Origin of the sequence: Streptomyces sp. GD-15H (assembly GCF_045291515.1) — a bacterium.
Classification (GTDB): Bacteria; Actinomycetota; Actinomycetes; order Streptomycetales; family Streptomycetaceae; genus Streptomyces.
Genome location: NZ_CP149447.1, coordinates 4,401,939 through 4,417,490 on the forward strand (window position 1 = coordinate 4,401,939; position 15,552 = coordinate 4,417,490).

Consider the following 15,552-nt stretch of genomic DNA (forward strand, 5'->3'; position numbering starts at 1 on the left):
ATCGGCAGACTGGATGCCATGACAGCGCAATCAATGAGCAAGGGGTCCAACCTTCCCGGCGATGCCCCGGTGGTGCGCGTCGAACTCGCTTGGACCGCCGGGGCCGGCGTGCCCGACATCGACGCGTCGGCTCTCCTGCTCACGGAGGCCGGACGGGTGCGGGACGACGGCGACTTCGTCTTCTACAACCAGCCGCGGCACGCCTCCAGCGCCGTGACGCATCTGGGAAAGCGGAGCGCCGTCGGAGCCGCGACCGACACGGTCGAGGTCGACCTGCGCCTGCTGGAGCCGGCCGTCGAGCGGATCGCGCTGTGCGCATCATCCGACGGCGGGACCTTCGGCCAGGTGCCGGGGCTGGTGCTCAGGCTGCTCGACGCCGGGGAGGGAACCGAAATCGCCCGGTTCGACATGGTGGCCGGCACGGAGACCGCGTTCATCGGTGGCGAGCTGTACCGACGCCAGGGGAAGTGGAAGTTCCGCGCGGTGGGCCAGGGGTACGCCTCTGGGCTCGCGGGGCTGGCCACTGACTTCGGTATCACCGTGGACGACGCTCCCCGGCGGCCCCCACCGCCGTGCCTCCGGTCGTCGCGCCCCCCGTCACGCCTGCCGCCTCCGCTCCGGTACCTCCCGCTCCGGCTGTTCCACCGGCCGCTCCGCGTCTCACCAAGGGGGAGGAGCGGCTGCCCGTGGACATGCGCAAGCGGCTGTCGCTGCGCAAGGAGCAGGTGGCCGTCAGTCTGCGCAAGCACGGGGCCGCCGAGATCACCGCGCGCGTCATCCTCGTCCTGGACGCCTCCGGCTCCATGTCACCCCAGTACTCCAAGGGAGTCGTGGCGGACGTCGTCGAGCGCATGGCCGCGGTCGCCGCGCAGTTGGACGACGACGGTGAGATGCAGGCCTGGACGTTCGCCTCGCATCCGGCACGGCTGCCGGACCTGCGGCTGGGCGAGCTTCCCGACTGGCTCCGGCTGCACGTGCGGGTGGGGGAGATGAGCCTCTTCCGGCGAGGGCGGAAGAAGGGCCTGGACCCGAGCCAGGTCGACATGCGGGAGGTCGGCATCCAGAACGAGGAACAGAAGGTCATCGCCGAGGTCCGCTCGTTCGTCGGGAGCAACCCCGCGGCGGCCCCGACGCTCGTGCTGTTCTTCTCCGACGGCGGGGTCTACCGGAACGCCGAGATCGAGCGGGAGCTCCGCGAAGCGGTGGAGGAACCCATCTTCTGGCAGTTCGTGGGGCTCGGACGATCGAACTACGGCGTGCTGGAACGATTCGACACGCTGCCCGGACGCCGCGTCGACAACGTAGGGTTCTTCGCCGTCGACGACATCAGCACCGTGCCGGACCCGGAGTTGTACGACCGTCTGCTGTCCGAGTTCCCGCTGTGGATCACAGCTGCGGGCCGGGCGGGCATTCTTTGACCAGGGACATGCTCTGGCCCGGGCATGCACTGACCCGGACCCGGGCATGCTCCGGCCCGGGCAGGACCGGATCCGGTCATGACCTGACCGGGGTGCCCGGCTCACGCCCCCGTCGCGGAGTCTCTCGAGAGGGCTCCGTCGGGGAGGGAGCGCGCTGGCGACTCGGGTACCCGGGCCGGTACTTCGGCCATTCGACCCCTCCTACTCCGGCTGGTGGTCCGGTCCCCCGAAGTCCGGGCTGCTGTAGTCCGGACTCGAGTAGCTCGGCCGCGGGCCGCGGGTCGGGCCTTCGCCGGGGCTGGTGAATCCCGGCCGGTGGTAGCCGAGGTGCGGGATACGGCTGGTCGGTTCGGACGGTGCCGCGTAGTGCAGTGCGGCCGCCGTGCCGGGATCGGTGAGAGCGTCTCGCAGGAACGGCATGATCCCCCGCTCCAGCAGTGCCTCGTGCCAGGCATCCCTGGCCAGGGCCAAATCCTCGTCGACCTCCACGTACGGCCCGCTCCGGGCCGAGGGCTTGTTGCGCAGCGCGGTGAGGAGCAGGCCCACGGCGGCGACCAGGATGGCGACCGCGGTCACGGCGCCGAACGTCCAGCCCGTGGTGAGCATGGTCCGGGCGAAGGCCGCGCCGGGGTCGAGCATGCGCAGGAGGTAGCCGACGAGCAGGAATATCGCGGCCGCCGTTCCGGCCAGGACGGGTGCCAGAACGGCGACGACGGCGACGGCACCCGCGCCGGCGGTCTCGGCGACCTCTCCCATGGCGGGGGCGAGCCCCGCTGTGCCCGGTTCCGGCTCGGAGGAACCCGACTCGCGCGCGGACGGGATGGCCGACGCCGGTGGCCGGCGCAGTTCCTCGCGGACCTTGATGTAGTTCTGGTACTCGGTCGCCGCGGCCGCCGTGATGATCGCGGTGGCATTGAGCGCCATGGTGCGCAGTTGTTCGGAGTTGAGCCGCTGACCGACAGCGGTCAGTTCCGGGCGGTGTGGTGCGGAGCGCAGCACCTCATCGAGAATCCGCTCGTATTCCTGGCGGTCCTCGGTCAACAGGTGCTGCGGAACGCTGTTCATGTGCATCCCCCGATGCTCCGTAGGGCTTGTGACTCGGCATGCTGACGAGCCGTTGGGCAGAAACGGAGGGGAGCCTGCTACGGATAAGCCGATGGTAGAGCGCTGACGGTGCGCCGTGACAGGGGGTTTACCGAAATTGGCCTCTGCCCGGTGCGGTCCCGGGCCGGCGGCACCCGGCCCGGCGCCGGTTCACTTGGCGAGTGGCAACTGCTGGACCAGCAGTTTTCCGGCCATCGTCACGCCGCCGTCCATGGCGATGGCCAGTCCCTCGGCGTAGACGTGCGGACCTTCGACGACGGGACCGTTGTCGTCCTCGCCGTCCTCGGAGCCGACTTCGCCCAGCAGGTACGGAATGGGGCTGTGGCCGTGGACGACCTGGGTGCCACCGTACGTATTCAGCAGGGAGCGCACCGCTTCGGCGCCGCCCTCGTCGCGGAAGGAGAACCGCTTGGTGAACTTGCGGAACAGGTCCCAGACCTCGTCGGCGTCGTTGCGGGTGATCGTCTCGCGGACGGTGTCGTTGACCTCTTCGATGGAGTGGCCGTAGTCGAGGTAGGCGGTGGTGTCGGAATGCAGCAGGAGATAGTCGTCGACGGCCTCGACGGCGTCCAGACGGGCCATCCACTGCAGGTGGTGGTCCTGGAGCCGGTCCATGTCGGTTTTCTGCCCGCCGTTGAGAAGCCAGGCCGCCTGGAAGGTGGCGGTGCCCGCGCCGGAGTTGACGGGGGTGTCGCCGAACCGTTTGGCGCCGAGCAGCAGCAGTTCGTGATTGCCCATCAGGGCCTTGCAGTAGCCGCCGGCCGCGGCGGCCTCGGCGGACAGCCGCATCACGAGGTCGATGACACCGATGCCGTCCGGTCCCCGGTCGGTGAAGTCGCCGAGGAACCACAGCCGTGCGGGGCCGGCGCACCACTGGCCCGCGGAGTTGATGAGGCCCTGCTCCTGGAGGGCGGCCACCAACTCGTCGAGGTACCCGTGGACGTCACCGACCACGTACAGCGGGCCTGGCCCGGTGGCGGGCTGTGGTGCGGAGACGGACGCGGGGTCGACGATCACCTGCACAGTGTCACCCCGATTGATGACCGGGAGGTCCCGACGCGTGGGCGTGTATCCCTCAGGGTGGCTCTCCGCGGGCGGCGGGGCCGCAGAGTCGCCGGGGTGCATGCTGTGGGCGTACGGACCGGTCTCGTGGACGTACGCGGGTACCCGGAAGTCGCGCACCGTCGCTGTGCGCTCCACCTCGGGTCCCTGACCGGCCCCCTGAGTCATCGACCCCTCCACCATCAAGCCGCAACTGCACCGCGTCGGACTGCCTGGTCGCAGCGGCCCGCGGTGTCGTGGGCCCATCATAGGAACGCGGATCGCGCCATGTGACGACCCAGGGGTGGTGAATCGGAGCAAGACTCCAGTTCGCCGCGTCTTTCGCCCCATTTGGTCAGGGCTTCGCCCACCGTGCGGCCACCGGCCGAGCCGGCTCCCGTGGGACCGCGTACGTCTGTCTTCGGGCAGCCGGCCCGTTTCCGCCCCGGAGAGAGGCCGGAGACGGGCCGGAAGCGGGCCGGAGGAAGGTCCGAGGAGCGGCGGAGGAGCACAAGGGCTGCGGCGTCGCCTCGTCCCTGCCGAAAGCAGTGGCTCCGCCCCTTCGGGGGCCCGGCCCGGTCATCCTTTCCGGGAACCCGCGGTTTTTCTGCCGGTCAGGCCGGCGACCGCGGCGGGCTGACCGTCGTGCGCGGTGGTCGGCGCTGCGACGAGGTGCGCACGATCAGCTCGGTAGGTATCACCTGCGCCACCGTGTGTTCCGGATCGACCCCTTCGATGGCGTCGATGAGCAGCTGGACCACGGCCGTGCCGATGCGGCGCGGTTTGAGCGAGAGCGTGGTGACGGGCGGCTCGGTGTTGGCGTAGACGGTGGACTCGCTGCAGCAGACGAGCAGCAGGTCGTCCGGGACGCGCAGGCCGTAGCGGCGCGCGGCGGCGAGCAGATCGGTGCCGTTGGGATCGAACAGGCCGTAGACGGCGTCGGGGCGGTCCGGGCGGGCGAGCAGCCGGTCGGCGGCGACGGCGCCGGCACACGGATCGTGTGCCGGGTAGGACTCGTACACCGGATCCTGGCCGACGCGTGCGCACCAGTGCAGATACGCGGTGGTCGACAGGTGGGTGTAGGTGTCGGTCGTGGTCCCGGTCAGCAGGCCGATGCGGCGGGCGCCCGCGGCGGCCAGGTGGTCGAGGATGCCGAGGACCGCGGCCTCGTGGTCGTTGTCCACCCAGGCCGTGACCGGGAGCGAACCGGCCGGGCGGCCGTCGGAGACGACCGGTAAACCCTGCCGGACCAGTTCACTGACGACCGGATCCTGGTCCGAGGGATCGATGACGACCGTCCCGTCCAGAGCGACGTTGGACCACACGTCGTGTCGGGAGGTCGCGGGGAGGATCACGAGGGCGTAACCGCGGGCGAGCGCGGCGGAGGTGGCGGCGCGCGCCATCTCGGCGAAGTACGCGAACTCGGTGAAGGTGAAAGGTTCTTCCCCGTACGTCGTCACGGTCAGGCCGATGAGTCCCGATTTGCCGGTACGGAGCGTGCGGGCGGCGGCCGAGGGACGGTAGCCCAGTCTGTCGGCGACCTCGCGGACGTGGCGCCGGGTGGCGTCCGGGAGCCTGCCCTTGCCGTTGAGGGCATCGGAGACGGTCGTGATGGAGACTCCGGCGGCGGCGGCCACGTCCCTGATGCCCGCTCGACCCGGCCTGCTGCCTCGGCGTGAGGTTTCCGCGCGGCTTACCTGGTGCTTCCCTGCTGCTGTCATGGCGAGCCGATAGTAGGGCTCATGCGGTGGGGTCGGGCGGACGCATATGCATGCATTGACAGGCACGTTTCTGCATGATCATTAAGGGGTAAGTAGCTTACAAAGCAAGGACGTTGAACGTTCTCATGTCAAGACCTGGCGCGTCGGCGCATGCGGGCCTGTCGAAGGGGCGATGTTGCGAAGAGGTCTCAACTCACCTGCACGGGGGATGCGCGCCACGGCGCGAGCCACCGGCGCGTAGATATATGTGCGGCGCGCCCCCGGTTCGGACGCCCTTGCGCGCCTACACATGGTGATGCCCCTGTTGCTGGAGGCGAAGGGTGCAGCGGCGAGGTTGATGAGACCTACGGGGACCTCGTCGTGTGCATCGATGGGTAAGCAGGGTGTACGGCTCCGCTGCCGCTGCACGTGCACACGTGGTGGCGTCTCCTGCGCAGCGACGTCTCTACTCCGCAGCGTCGAATCCTCATAAGGTGAGCAGTATTGGATGTCGGCGGCGGTCATGGGCCGCCGGTCTTCGGAGGAGGACTGCGGTGAGTGAGACGAGCCCCAAGCTGCGCGCCGAGCTGGAGGGTGTCCCCACGTACAAACCGGGCAAGCCGGCGGCGGCCGGTGGTCCGGTGGCCTACAAGCTGTCCTCCAACGAGAACCCGTATCCACCGCTGCCGGGGGTGATGGAGGCCATCGCCTCCGCGGCGTCCTCTTTCAACCGCTACCCCGACATGGCCTGCACGACCCTGATGGCGGAGCTGGCCGAGCGCTTCGCCGTCCCGGTCTCTCACCTGGCCACCGGCACCGGCTCGGTCGGCGTCGCCCAGCAACTGCTGCAGGCCACCTCGGGCCCCGGGGACGAGGTGATCTATGCCTGGCGCTCGTTCGAGGCGTACCCGATCATTACCAGGATCAGCGGTGCCACCCCTGTGCAGGTGCCCCTGACTCCGGGCGATGTGCACGATCTCGACGCGATGGCCGAGGCGATCACCGACCGGACCCGGCTCATCTTCGTCTGCAACCCCAACAACCCGACCGGCACGGTGGTCCGGCGGGCCGAACTGGAGCGCTTCCTCGACCGGGTGCCCCGGGATGTCCTGGTGGTACTCGACGAGGCCTACCGTGAGTTCATCCGTGACCCCGAGGTGCCGGACGGCGTGGAGGTCTACCGGGAGCGGCCCAATGTCTGTGTGCTGCGGACCTTCTCCAAGGCCTACGGGCTGGCAGGGCTGCGCGTAGGCTTCGCGATCGCCCATGAGCCGGTGGCCGCGGCGCTGCGCAAGACGGCGGTGCCGTTCGGCGTGAGCCAGGTCGCACAGGACGCGGCGATCGCCTCGCTGCGTGCCGAGGACGAGCTCATCGGCCGGGTCGGTTCGCTGGTGTGTGAGCGCAACCGGGTCATGGACGCGCTGCGGGCCCAGGGCTGGAAGGTGCCCGAGAGCCAGGCAAACTTCGTGTGGCTGCGGCTGGGAGAGCGCACGGCGGCTTTCGCGCAGGCGTGCGAGCAGGCGGGCGTGGTCGTCAGGCCGTTCCCTGGCGAGGGGACGCGAGTGACGGTCGGCGAGACCGAGGCCAACGACATCTTCCTGAAGGTGACGGAAGCCTTCCGCAAGGAGCTGTAGCCGCCCGCGGCCTCGGACCGCCTCGGTCCTGCGCAGCCGCAGCAGCCGGCCGACGGTTCAGCCGTCGGCCGGCTGCTGATGTTTCTCCTCTTGGCAGCGTGTCGCCCCCATGTTTCCCCCAGGCGTCCCCCAAGCGTCCCAGGGGTGGACGTCACAGGGGACCCCCCTTCCGGATGCGAAAAGCAGTAGGTCATAATTGCTTGTGAATGTGAACGCGTTCACAAGCGCATCCTGTTTCTTCCGAGATGTGGGGGACGAATGGGATCAAGCGGCCGCTGTGACACGGCGATGTAAGGAGCGACGACGTGGACCTGGCTTTGGCGCCGGAGACCCTGGCGCGATGGCAGTTCGGTATCACCACCGTCTACCACTTCCTCTTCGTTCCCCTGACGATCTCGCTGGCCGCCCTCACCGCCGGGCTGCAGACCGCCTGGGTGCGCACCGAGAAGGAGAAGTACCTCAGAGCGACGAAGTTCTGGGGCAAGCTCTTCCTGATCAACATCGCGATGGGCGTGGTCACCGGAATCGTGCAGGAGTTCCAGTTCGGCATGAACTGGTCCGACTACTCGCGGTTCGTCGGTGACGTCTTCGGCGCCCCGCTCGCCTTCGAGGCCTTGCTCGCCTTCTTCTTCGAGTCCACCTTCATCGGTTTGTGGATCTTCGGCTGGGACAAGCTGCCCAAGAAGATCCACCTGGCCTGCATCTGGATGGTCTCGCTCGGCACCCTGCTGTCCGCCTGGTTCATCCTCGCGGCCAACTCCTGGATGCAGCACCCGGTCGGTTACCGGATCAACGAGGAGAAGGGCCGCGCCGAGCTCACCGACTTCTGGCTGGTGCTCACCCAGAACACCACGCTCAACCAGGTCTTCCACAGCTTCTCGGCGGCCTTCCTGACGGGCGGCGCCTTCATGGTGGGCATCGCGGCCTTCCACCTGATGCGTAAGAAGCACATCCCCGTGATGCGGACGTCGCTCCGGCTCGGCCTGGTCACCATGGCGGTCGGCGGCCTGCTCACCGCGGTCAGCGGGGACACCCTCGGCAAGGTCATGTACGAGCAGCAGCCGATGAAGATGGCCGCCGCCGAGGCGTTGTGGGACGGCGAGGGCCCGGCACCGTTCTCCGTGTTCGCGTATGGGGACGTCGACAAGGGGCACAACAAGGTCGCGCTGGAGATCCCCGGGCTGCTGTCCTTCCTCGCCCACGGCGATTTCGAGTCGTACGTGCCCGGAATCAACGACACCAACGAGGCCCTGCAGGAGCAGTTCGGCCCCGGTGACTACAAGCCCATCGTCCCCGTCGCCTACTGGGGCTTCCGCTGGATGATCGGCTTCGGCATGGCGTCCCTCTCGCTCGCCCTGCTGGGGCTCTGGCTCACCCGGAAGAGGTTCCTGCTGCCCGTCGCCCTGCGCACGGGGGAGGACGAGGTACCGCACCTGGTGCTGCTGAAGAATCCGCTGGGCGCGAGGCTCACCCGGCTGTACTGGCTCTTGGCGCTCTGGACCATGGCGTTCCCGCTGATCGCCAATGCCTGGGGCTGGATCTTCACCGAAATGGGCCGGCAGCCCTGGGTCGTCTACGGCGTGCTGCAGACCCGGCACGCGGTCTCACCCGGGGTGTCCCAGGCCGAGGTCATCACCTCGATGACCGTCTTCACCCTGCTGTACGCCGTCCTGGCCGTGGTGGAGGTCAAGCTGCTCGCCAAGTACGTCAAGGCGGGCCCGCCCGAGCTCACCGAGGCCGATCTCAACCCGCCCACGAAGATCGGTGGCGATCCCCGTGACGCCGACAAGCCGATGGCCTTCTCGTACTAGGCCGAGGGAGCCGCACAGTCATGGAACTGCACAACGTCTGGTTCGTTCTGATCGCCTTCCTGTGGATCGGCTACTTCTTCCTGGAGGGCTTCGACTTCGGGATCGGGATCCTCACCCGCCTGCTCGCCCGTGACCGTACCGAGAAGCGGGTGCTGATCAACACCATCGGGCCCGTCTGGGACGGCAACGAGGTGTGGCTGATCACGGCCGGCGGTGCGACCTTCGCCGCTTTCCCCGAGTGGTACGCCACGCTCTTCTCCGGCTTCTACCTGCCGCTGCTGATCATCCTGGTGTGCCTGATCATCCGGGGCGTCGCCTTCGAGTACCGGGCGAAGCGGCCGGAGGAGCGCTGGCAGCGCACCTGGGAGACGGCGATCTTCTGGACCTCGCTCATCCCCGCCTTCCTCTGGGGTGTGGCGTTCGGCAACATCGTGCACGGAGTGAAGATCGACTCCGAGTTCGAGTACGTGGGCAACGTCTGGGACCTGCTCAACCCGTACGCGCTGCTGGGCGGCCTGGTCACGCTGACGCTCTTCACCTTCCACGGCGCGGTGTTCGCGGCACTCAAGACCGTCGGCGACATCCGGGGGCGGGCCCGGCAGATGGCGCTGCGGGTGGGGCTCGTCGCGGCCGTACTGGCGCTGGTCTTCCTGCTGTGGACGCAGGTCGACGGTGGTGACGGAAAGAGCCTGGTAGCGCTGGTCGTCGCGGTCGCCGCGCTGGTCGCCGCCCTGGTGGCGAACCAGGCGGGGCGCGAGGGGTGGTCATTCACGCTGTCCGGTCTCACCATCGTGGCCGCCGTGACGATGCTCTTCCTGACGCTCTTCCCGAACGTCATGCCGTCCACGCTCGACGCGGACTGGAGCCTCACCGTCACCAACGCCTCCTCGAGCCCCTACACGTTGAAGATCATGACTTGGCTCACGGTGATCGCCGCGCCGGTCATCATGCTCTACCAGGGCTGGACGTACTGGGTCTTCCGTAAGCGGATCGGCACCCAGCACATCGCCGATCCCGTGCACTGAGGTGTGTTTCACGTGAAACCAATCGACCCGCGACTGCTCCGTTACGCCCGTGCCACGCGACTTTTCCTGGTGGCGGTCGTCGCCCTGGGCGTCGTCGGCGCGGGGCTGGTGATCGCTCAGGCCATGCTCATTGCCGAGGTGGTGGTGGGCGCCTTCCAACACGGTCTGGGCTTGGCCGAACTCAGCACTCCGGTGGTGCTCCTGGCCTGTGTCGCGGTCGGCCGTGCCCTGGTCGGCTGGCTCACCGAGCTGGCCGCGCACCGGGCGAGCGCGGCGGTCAAGTCGGAGCTGCGGGGCCGGCTGCTGGAGCGCGCGACGGTACTCGGTCCGGGGTGGCTGACCGGGCAGCGGACCGGTTCGCTGGTCGCCCTGGCGACCCGTGGGGTCGATGCCCTCGACGGTTACTTCTCGCGCTACCTGCCCCAGTTGGGGCTGGCCGTGGTCGTTCCGGTGGCGGTGCTGGCGCGGATCGTCACCGAGGACTGGGTCTCGGCGGCGATCATCGTCGTCACGCTGCCGCTCATCCCGGTCTTCATGATGCTGATCGGCTGGGTCACCCAGTCCCGGATGGACAGGCAGTGGGAGCTGCTCTCCCGGCTGTCCGGTCACTTCCTGGACGTCGTTGCCGGGCTGCCGACGCTGAAGGTGTTCGGGCGGGCCAAGGCACAGGCGGAGTCGATCCGACGGATCACCGCCGAATACCGCCGGGCGACCATGCGGACGCTGCGGATCGCCTTCATCTCCTCCTTCGCGCTGGAACTCCTCGCCACCCTCTCGGTGGCGCTGGTCGCCGTGACGACCGGCATGCGGCTCGTGTACGGCGAAATGGACCTGTACATCGGCCTGGTCATCCTGATCCTCGCGCCCGAGGCGTATCTGCCGCTGCGGCAGGTCGGTACGCAGTACCATGCCGCGGCGGAGGGGCTGGCCGCCGCCGAGGAGATCTTCTCGGTCCTGGAGACATCCGTTCCGACGCCGGGGACCGGTGCGGTGCCGTCGGGCGCCCTGTCCTTCGAGGGCGTGACCGTCCGCTATTCCGGACGGTCGTCGGACGCGTTGTCGAACGTGTCCTTCTCCGTCGAGCCCGGGGAGGCGGTCGCGCTCGTCGGACCGAGCGGAGCAGGTAAGTCGACGTTGCTGAACGTGCTGCTGGGCTTCGTGCGACCGACCGAGGGACGGGTCCGGATCGGGGAAGCCGATCTCGCCGGTGTCGATTTGGCGCAGTGGCACAGCCGGGTGGCCTGGGTACCGCAGCGACCGCACCTGCACGCCGGGACGATCGCCGAGAACGTACGCCTGGCCCAGCCCGACGCGGACGACGACGCCGTTCGCCGCGCCCTGCGGGACGCGGGCGCCCTGGAGTTCGTGGACGCGCTGCCCGAGGGCGCCGACACCGCGCTGGGCGAGGACGGGGCGGGACTGTCCGCGGGGCAGCGGCAACGGCTCGCGCTGGCCCGTGCCTTCCTCGCGAACCGGCCCGTGCTGCTGCTCGATGAGCCGACGGCCGCGCTGGACGGGGCCACCGAGGCCGAGGTCGTGGCAGCGGTACGGCGGCTGGCGGCCGGCCGGACCGTGCTGCTGGTGGCGCACCGGCCTGCACTGCTGGCGGTGGCGGACCGCGTGGTGCGCGTGACGGAACCCGCTCCCGGTGACCGGGCGCAGCCCGTGCCGGCGGAACACGCCGGCGTCGACCGGGAGCCGCTGCTCGCCGAACACGCCCCCGGTGCCGCTCCCGCCTCCGCCGAAGGTGCGACGCGGTCCGGGCCGGAGGGCATCCCGGCAGAGGCTGCCGCGGAAGCCGGTGCGCGTGGAGTGTTGGCCCGTGTCCGTGCTCTGTCCGGTGCCCGGCGAGGGCGGCTCACGTTCGCGCTGCTGCTCGGCAGTATCGCGCTGGGCAGCGCCGTGGGCCTCATGGCGACGTCCGGGTATCTCATCTCCCGGGCCTCGCAGCAGCCGCCCGTGCTCTACCTGATGGTCGCCGTGACCGCGACGCGGACCTTCGGCATCGCGCGGGCCGTGTTCCGGTACGCCGAGCGACTCGTGTCGCACGACGCGGTGCTGCGGATGCTGGCTGACACCAGGGTCGCGGTGTACCGGCGGCTGGAGCGGCTGGCGCCTGCCGGACTGCGGGAGGCGCGTCGGGGCGATCTGCTCTCCCGGCTGGTCGCCGACGTGGACGAACTGCAGGACTACTGGCTGCGCTGGCTGCTTCCGGCGGGTGCGGCGGTCGTCGTCTCGGCTCTGTCCGTCGGCTTCACGGCCTGGCTGCTCCCCGAGGCCGGGGCCGTGCTCGCGACCGGGCTGCTCGCGGCGGGAGCCGGTGTGCCGGTGATCACGGGCGCCGTGGCCCGGCGTGCGGAGCGCCGACTGGCGCCCGCCCGCGGAGTCCTCGCGACCCACGTCACCGACCTGCTCACCGGAACCGCGGAGCTGACGGTCGCGGGCGCCCTGCCCACGCGGACCGCAGAGACACGACGGGCCGACGGAGTTCTCACCCGGATCGCCTCGCGCGCGGCCACTGCCACCGCCCTCGGAGACGGGCTCACCGCACTGATCTCGGGCCTGACCGTCACGGCCGCGGCTCTCGTCGGCGTGCAGGCGGTGGCCGCCGGCAGGCTGGACGGCGTGGCGCTGGCCGTTGTCGTCCTCACCCCGCTGGCGGCCTTCGAAGCCGTACTCGGACTGCCGCTCGCCATGCAGTACCGGCAGCGGGTGCGCAAGAGCGCCGAGCGCGTGTACGAGGTACTGGACGCCCCGGTGCCCGTACAGGAGCCGGAACGGCACCGGCAGGCGCCCGCGTCGCCGTTCCCGCTCGTGGTCAAAGGACTCGAGGCCCGGCACGCCGGGCAGGAAAGGGACGCGCTCGCCGGGCTGGACCTGAGACTGGAGCAGGGCCGCAGGGTCGCGGTGGTCGGCCCGTCCGGCTCCGGCAAGACGACGCTCGCACAGGTGCTGTTGCGGTTCCTGGACCCGGGCGCGGGCTCGTACACGCTGGCCGGTGTGGACGCGTACGCCCTGGACGGCGACGACGTGCGGCGGCTGGTCGGACTGTGCGCGCAGGACGCCCACCTCTTCGACAGCTCGGTGCGCGAGAACCTGCTGCTCGCGAAGCGGGACGCCACCGAGGGCGAACTGCGCGACGCGCTCGCCCGTGCCCGGCTGCTGGAGTGGGCCGACAGCCTGCCCGACGGCCTGGACACACTCGTCGGCGAGCACGGGGCACGGCTCTCCGGCGGCCAGCGGCAACGCCTGGCGCTGGCCAGGGCGTTGCTCGCGGACTTCCCCGTGCTGGTGCTGGACGAGCCCGCGGAACACCTCGACCTGCCGACCGCGGACGCGCTCACCGCCGATCTGCTGGCCGCCACCGAGGGCCGTACGACACTGCTCATCACCCACCGGCTGGCCGGACTGGCGGCGGTGGACGAGGTGATCGTGCTGGACGAGGGGCGCGTGGTGCAGCGCGGAGCGTACGAGGAACTGGCCGTTGCGGCCGGGCCGTTGCGGCGGATGCTGCGGCGTGAGGCCGAGTCGGACCGGCTGGCGGTGGTGAACTGACCGGGACGCGGAGCCCGTGACGCCGCAAGCGTGACGAGGGGCATGCGTGGCGGGACGTCAAACTCGACCGGAAGAGCCTCTTTTCGGCGGTATCGCTGGGCCATCCGGGTCGCACGCTCCCCCAGGCGTACGACATGAACAGGACCGGGTGCCCGAGCGGAGTCAGGATCGCTGTCATGCGCCTCACCCGCCGTCATCCGCTGCTCGTCGCCGTGCCGCTCTGCGCGCTCGCCGTGCTCGCCGCCCGGCCCACCGACGGCGGCGGGCCCCAGGCCCCCGGCCACGGCGCGGAATCCGGTATCAGCGCACAGGTGGTGCGGCTGTACGAGGACGCGGCCGCGGCGACCCTGAAGTACGAGGCGGGCCGGCGCGAGGCCGAACGGCAGCGGACCGAGGTGGAGCGGCTGGAGAAGCTGCTGCATCGGGAGCGTGAGGAGTCCGCTGTCCTGCGCGAGGACCTGGGCCGGATCGCGCGGTCCCAGTACCGCAGTGGCGGTGGGCTGCCGCTGACCGTGCACATGCTCCTCGCGGACGACCCCGAGGAGGTGATGCGAGGTCAGCGGGCCTTGTGGAAGGCGCATGTGGTCCTCGACAACGCGATCGACAAGAACGCACGGGCCGAGGCACGAATCGCCCGTGACGAGGCGAAGGCAGCGGAAGCGTGGAAAGCGCTGGAAAAGCGGAACAAGGAACTCGCCGACCTGAAGAACGGCATCGAGCAGAAACTCGAGACGGCGCGGTGGCAGTTGCAGGGGCAGGCGGACGTCTCGGTGGCGGCCGGCTCCTGCCGTGGTGCGGTGCGGCTCGACCAGCCGGAGTTCCGGTTCACCGACTCCTGGGTGTCACCGGTGGAGACCTATGTGCTGTCCGCGTCCTACGGGAGTGGCGGCGCACTCTGGGCGAACCGGCATACCGGGCAGGACTTCGCGGTGCCGATCGGCACGCCGGTGCGGTCCGTGGGCGCGGGCAGAGTGGTGAAGGTGTCCTGCGGAGGGGCCTTCGGCATCGAGATCGTGGTCCAGCACGCGGGCGGCTACCACACGCAGTACGCACACCTGGCCGCCGTCGCCGTGGACCAGGGCGACCGTGTCTCGCCCGGACAGTGGATCGGCCAGTCCGGGACCAGCGGCAACTCCACCGGACCGCATCTGCACTTCGAGGTGCGGGTCACGCCGGAGATGGGCTCGGCGGTGGATCCGGTGTCGTGGCTGGCACAACGAGGGCTGACCCTCTGAGCGAGTCCCCGCCGGGCAGGCAGGCCCTAGAGCTGTTCCGCCAGCAGTTGTTCGATCACCACGGCCACGCCGTCCTCGTTGTTGGCGACCGTGTGTCCCGAGGCGGCGGCGAGGACGTCCGGGTGGGCATTGCTCATCGCGTAGGAACGGCCCGCCCAGGTGAGCATCTCGATGTCGTTGGGCATGTCCCCGAACGCCACGACCTGATCGTGCGAGATTCCGCGCTCGGCGCAGCACAGGGCGAGCGTGCTCGCCTTGGACACGTCGGGACCGCTGATCTCCAGCAGGGCGCTCGGGCTGGAGCGGGTGACGTTGGCACGGACGCCGATGGCCAGCCGCGCCAGGGTGAGGAAGGCGTCGGGGTCGAGCTCGGAGTGGTGGGCGAGGATCTTGAGCACCGGCTCGTCGGCGGCGGGGGCGTCCGGCGCCAGCAGTTCCTCGGCCGGGGCCAGGAGGTCCGGGGCCTCCATATGCAGCTTCGGGTACGCCGGCTCCTGGTTGAAGCCGTAGGTCTGCTCGACGGCGTACACGGTGCCCGGTGCGGCGTCGCGCAGCAGCCGTACCGCGTCCAGTGCGTTCTGCCGGGCGAGCTCCCGCACCTTCACGAAGCGGTGGGCGCCGGGACCGCCGTGCAGGTCGACGACGGCGGCGCCGTTGCCGCAGATGGCGAGCCCGTGGCCGTGGACGTGGTCGCTGACGACGTCCATCCAGCGGGCCGGGCGGCCGGTGACGAAGAAAACCTCGATGCCCGCCTTCTCGGCGGCGGCCAGTGCGGCGACCGTGCGGGGGGACACCGACTTGTCGTCGCGCAGCAGGGTGCCGTCGAGGTCGGTGGCGATGAGCCGCGGTGGGGTGACGGGACTGCCTTCCTGCTCGAGCGAGGTCGAGAACTGGGGAGAGCTCGGGGTCGCGGGCTGTCGGGTCGCTGAGGTCACCCGGCCATTGTCCCGTATGCGCCCGCACGATCGTGCGGCACTCCGCACATGTGAGTGGTTACCGCTCTCCGACGTTCCCCGGAGCCCTTGGTGA

9 protein-coding genes and 1 pseudogene are annotated in these 15,552 nt (G+C 69.9%); 6 read left to right on the forward strand and 4 right to left on the reverse strand.

Translation table 11 applies throughout. The annotated features are described in order from the left end of the window. The first annotated feature begins 18 nt into the window (after window positions 1–18). A pseudogene (locus WJ438_RS20715) lies at window positions 19–1,418 on the forward strand (VWA domain-containing protein). A gap of 201 nt (window positions 1,419–1,619) precedes the next feature. On the opposite strand, the gene WJ438_RS20720 reads toward WJ438_RS20715, so the two are convergent. The 3 genes from WJ438_RS20720 to WJ438_RS20730 all read right to left on the reverse strand — a co-directional run bounded on the left by WJ438_RS20720 (window position 1,620) and on the right by WJ438_RS20730 (window position 5,284). After that, complete coding sequence (locus WJ438_RS20720) at window positions 1,620–2,489, reverse strand: hypothetical protein (protein WP_406726581.1); 870 nt, start codon at window positions 2,487–2,489, stop codon at window positions 1,620–1,622. A 183-nt stretch (window positions 2,490–2,672) separates the two neighbouring features. Further along, the gene (locus WJ438_RS20725; protein ID WP_406729752.1) at window positions 2,673–3,767 is read right to left on the reverse strand and encodes a metallophosphoesterase; all 1,095 of its coding nucleotides are present in this window, start codon (window positions 3,765–3,767) and stop codon (window positions 2,673–2,675) included. Between the two features lie 410 nt (window positions 3,768–4,177). After that, entirely contained in the window at window positions 4,178–5,284 is a 1,107-nt protein-coding gene (locus WJ438_RS20730) for a LacI family DNA-binding transcriptional regulator (RefSeq protein ID WP_406726582.1), read from the reverse strand. 533 nt (window positions 5,285–5,817) lie between these two features. Between WJ438_RS20730 and hisC the strand changes: the two genes are divergently transcribed. The 5 genes from hisC to WJ438_RS20755 all read left to right on the forward strand — a co-directional run bounded on the left by hisC (window position 5,818) and on the right by WJ438_RS20755 (window position 14,523). Further along, entirely contained in the window at window positions 5,818–6,897 is a 1,080-nt protein-coding gene (hisC, locus tag WJ438_RS20735; RefSeq protein ID WP_406726583.1) for a histidinol-phosphate transaminase, read from the forward strand. Between the two features lie 305 nt (window positions 6,898–7,202). Next, entirely contained in the window at window positions 7,203–8,708 is a 1,506-nt protein-coding gene (locus tag WJ438_RS20740) for a cytochrome ubiquinol oxidase subunit I (RefSeq protein WP_406726584.1), read from the forward strand. 20 nt (window positions 8,709–8,728) lie between these two features. After that, window positions 8,729–9,733: a cytochrome d ubiquinol oxidase subunit II gene (gene cydB, locus WJ438_RS20745; RefSeq protein ID WP_406726585.1), complete on the forward strand. Its 1,005-nt coding sequence runs from the start codon at window positions 8,729–8,731 to the stop codon at window positions 9,731–9,733. Window positions 9,734–9,745: 12 nt separating this feature from the next. Continuing rightward, a complete protein-coding gene (cydD, locus tag WJ438_RS20750) occupies window positions 9,746–13,288 on the forward strand; it encodes a thiol reductant ABC exporter subunit CydD (RefSeq protein WP_406726586.1) in 3,543 nt (1,180 codons plus the stop codon). A gap of 176 nt (window positions 13,289–13,464) precedes the next feature. Continuing rightward, window positions 13,465–14,523, forward strand: coding sequence for a M23 family metallopeptidase (locus WJ438_RS20755; protein WP_406726587.1), 1,059 nt, complete (start codon window positions 13,465–13,467; stop codon window positions 14,521–14,523). Window positions 14,524–14,549: 26 nt separating this feature from the next. Here WJ438_RS20755 and WJ438_RS20760 read toward each other — a convergent pair whose 3' ends face one another. Then, a complete protein-coding gene (locus WJ438_RS20760) occupies window positions 14,550–15,476 on the reverse strand; it encodes a Cof-type HAD-IIB family hydrolase (RefSeq protein WP_406729753.1) in 927 nt (308 codons plus the stop codon). Window positions 15,477–15,552 lie beyond the last annotated feature (76 nt).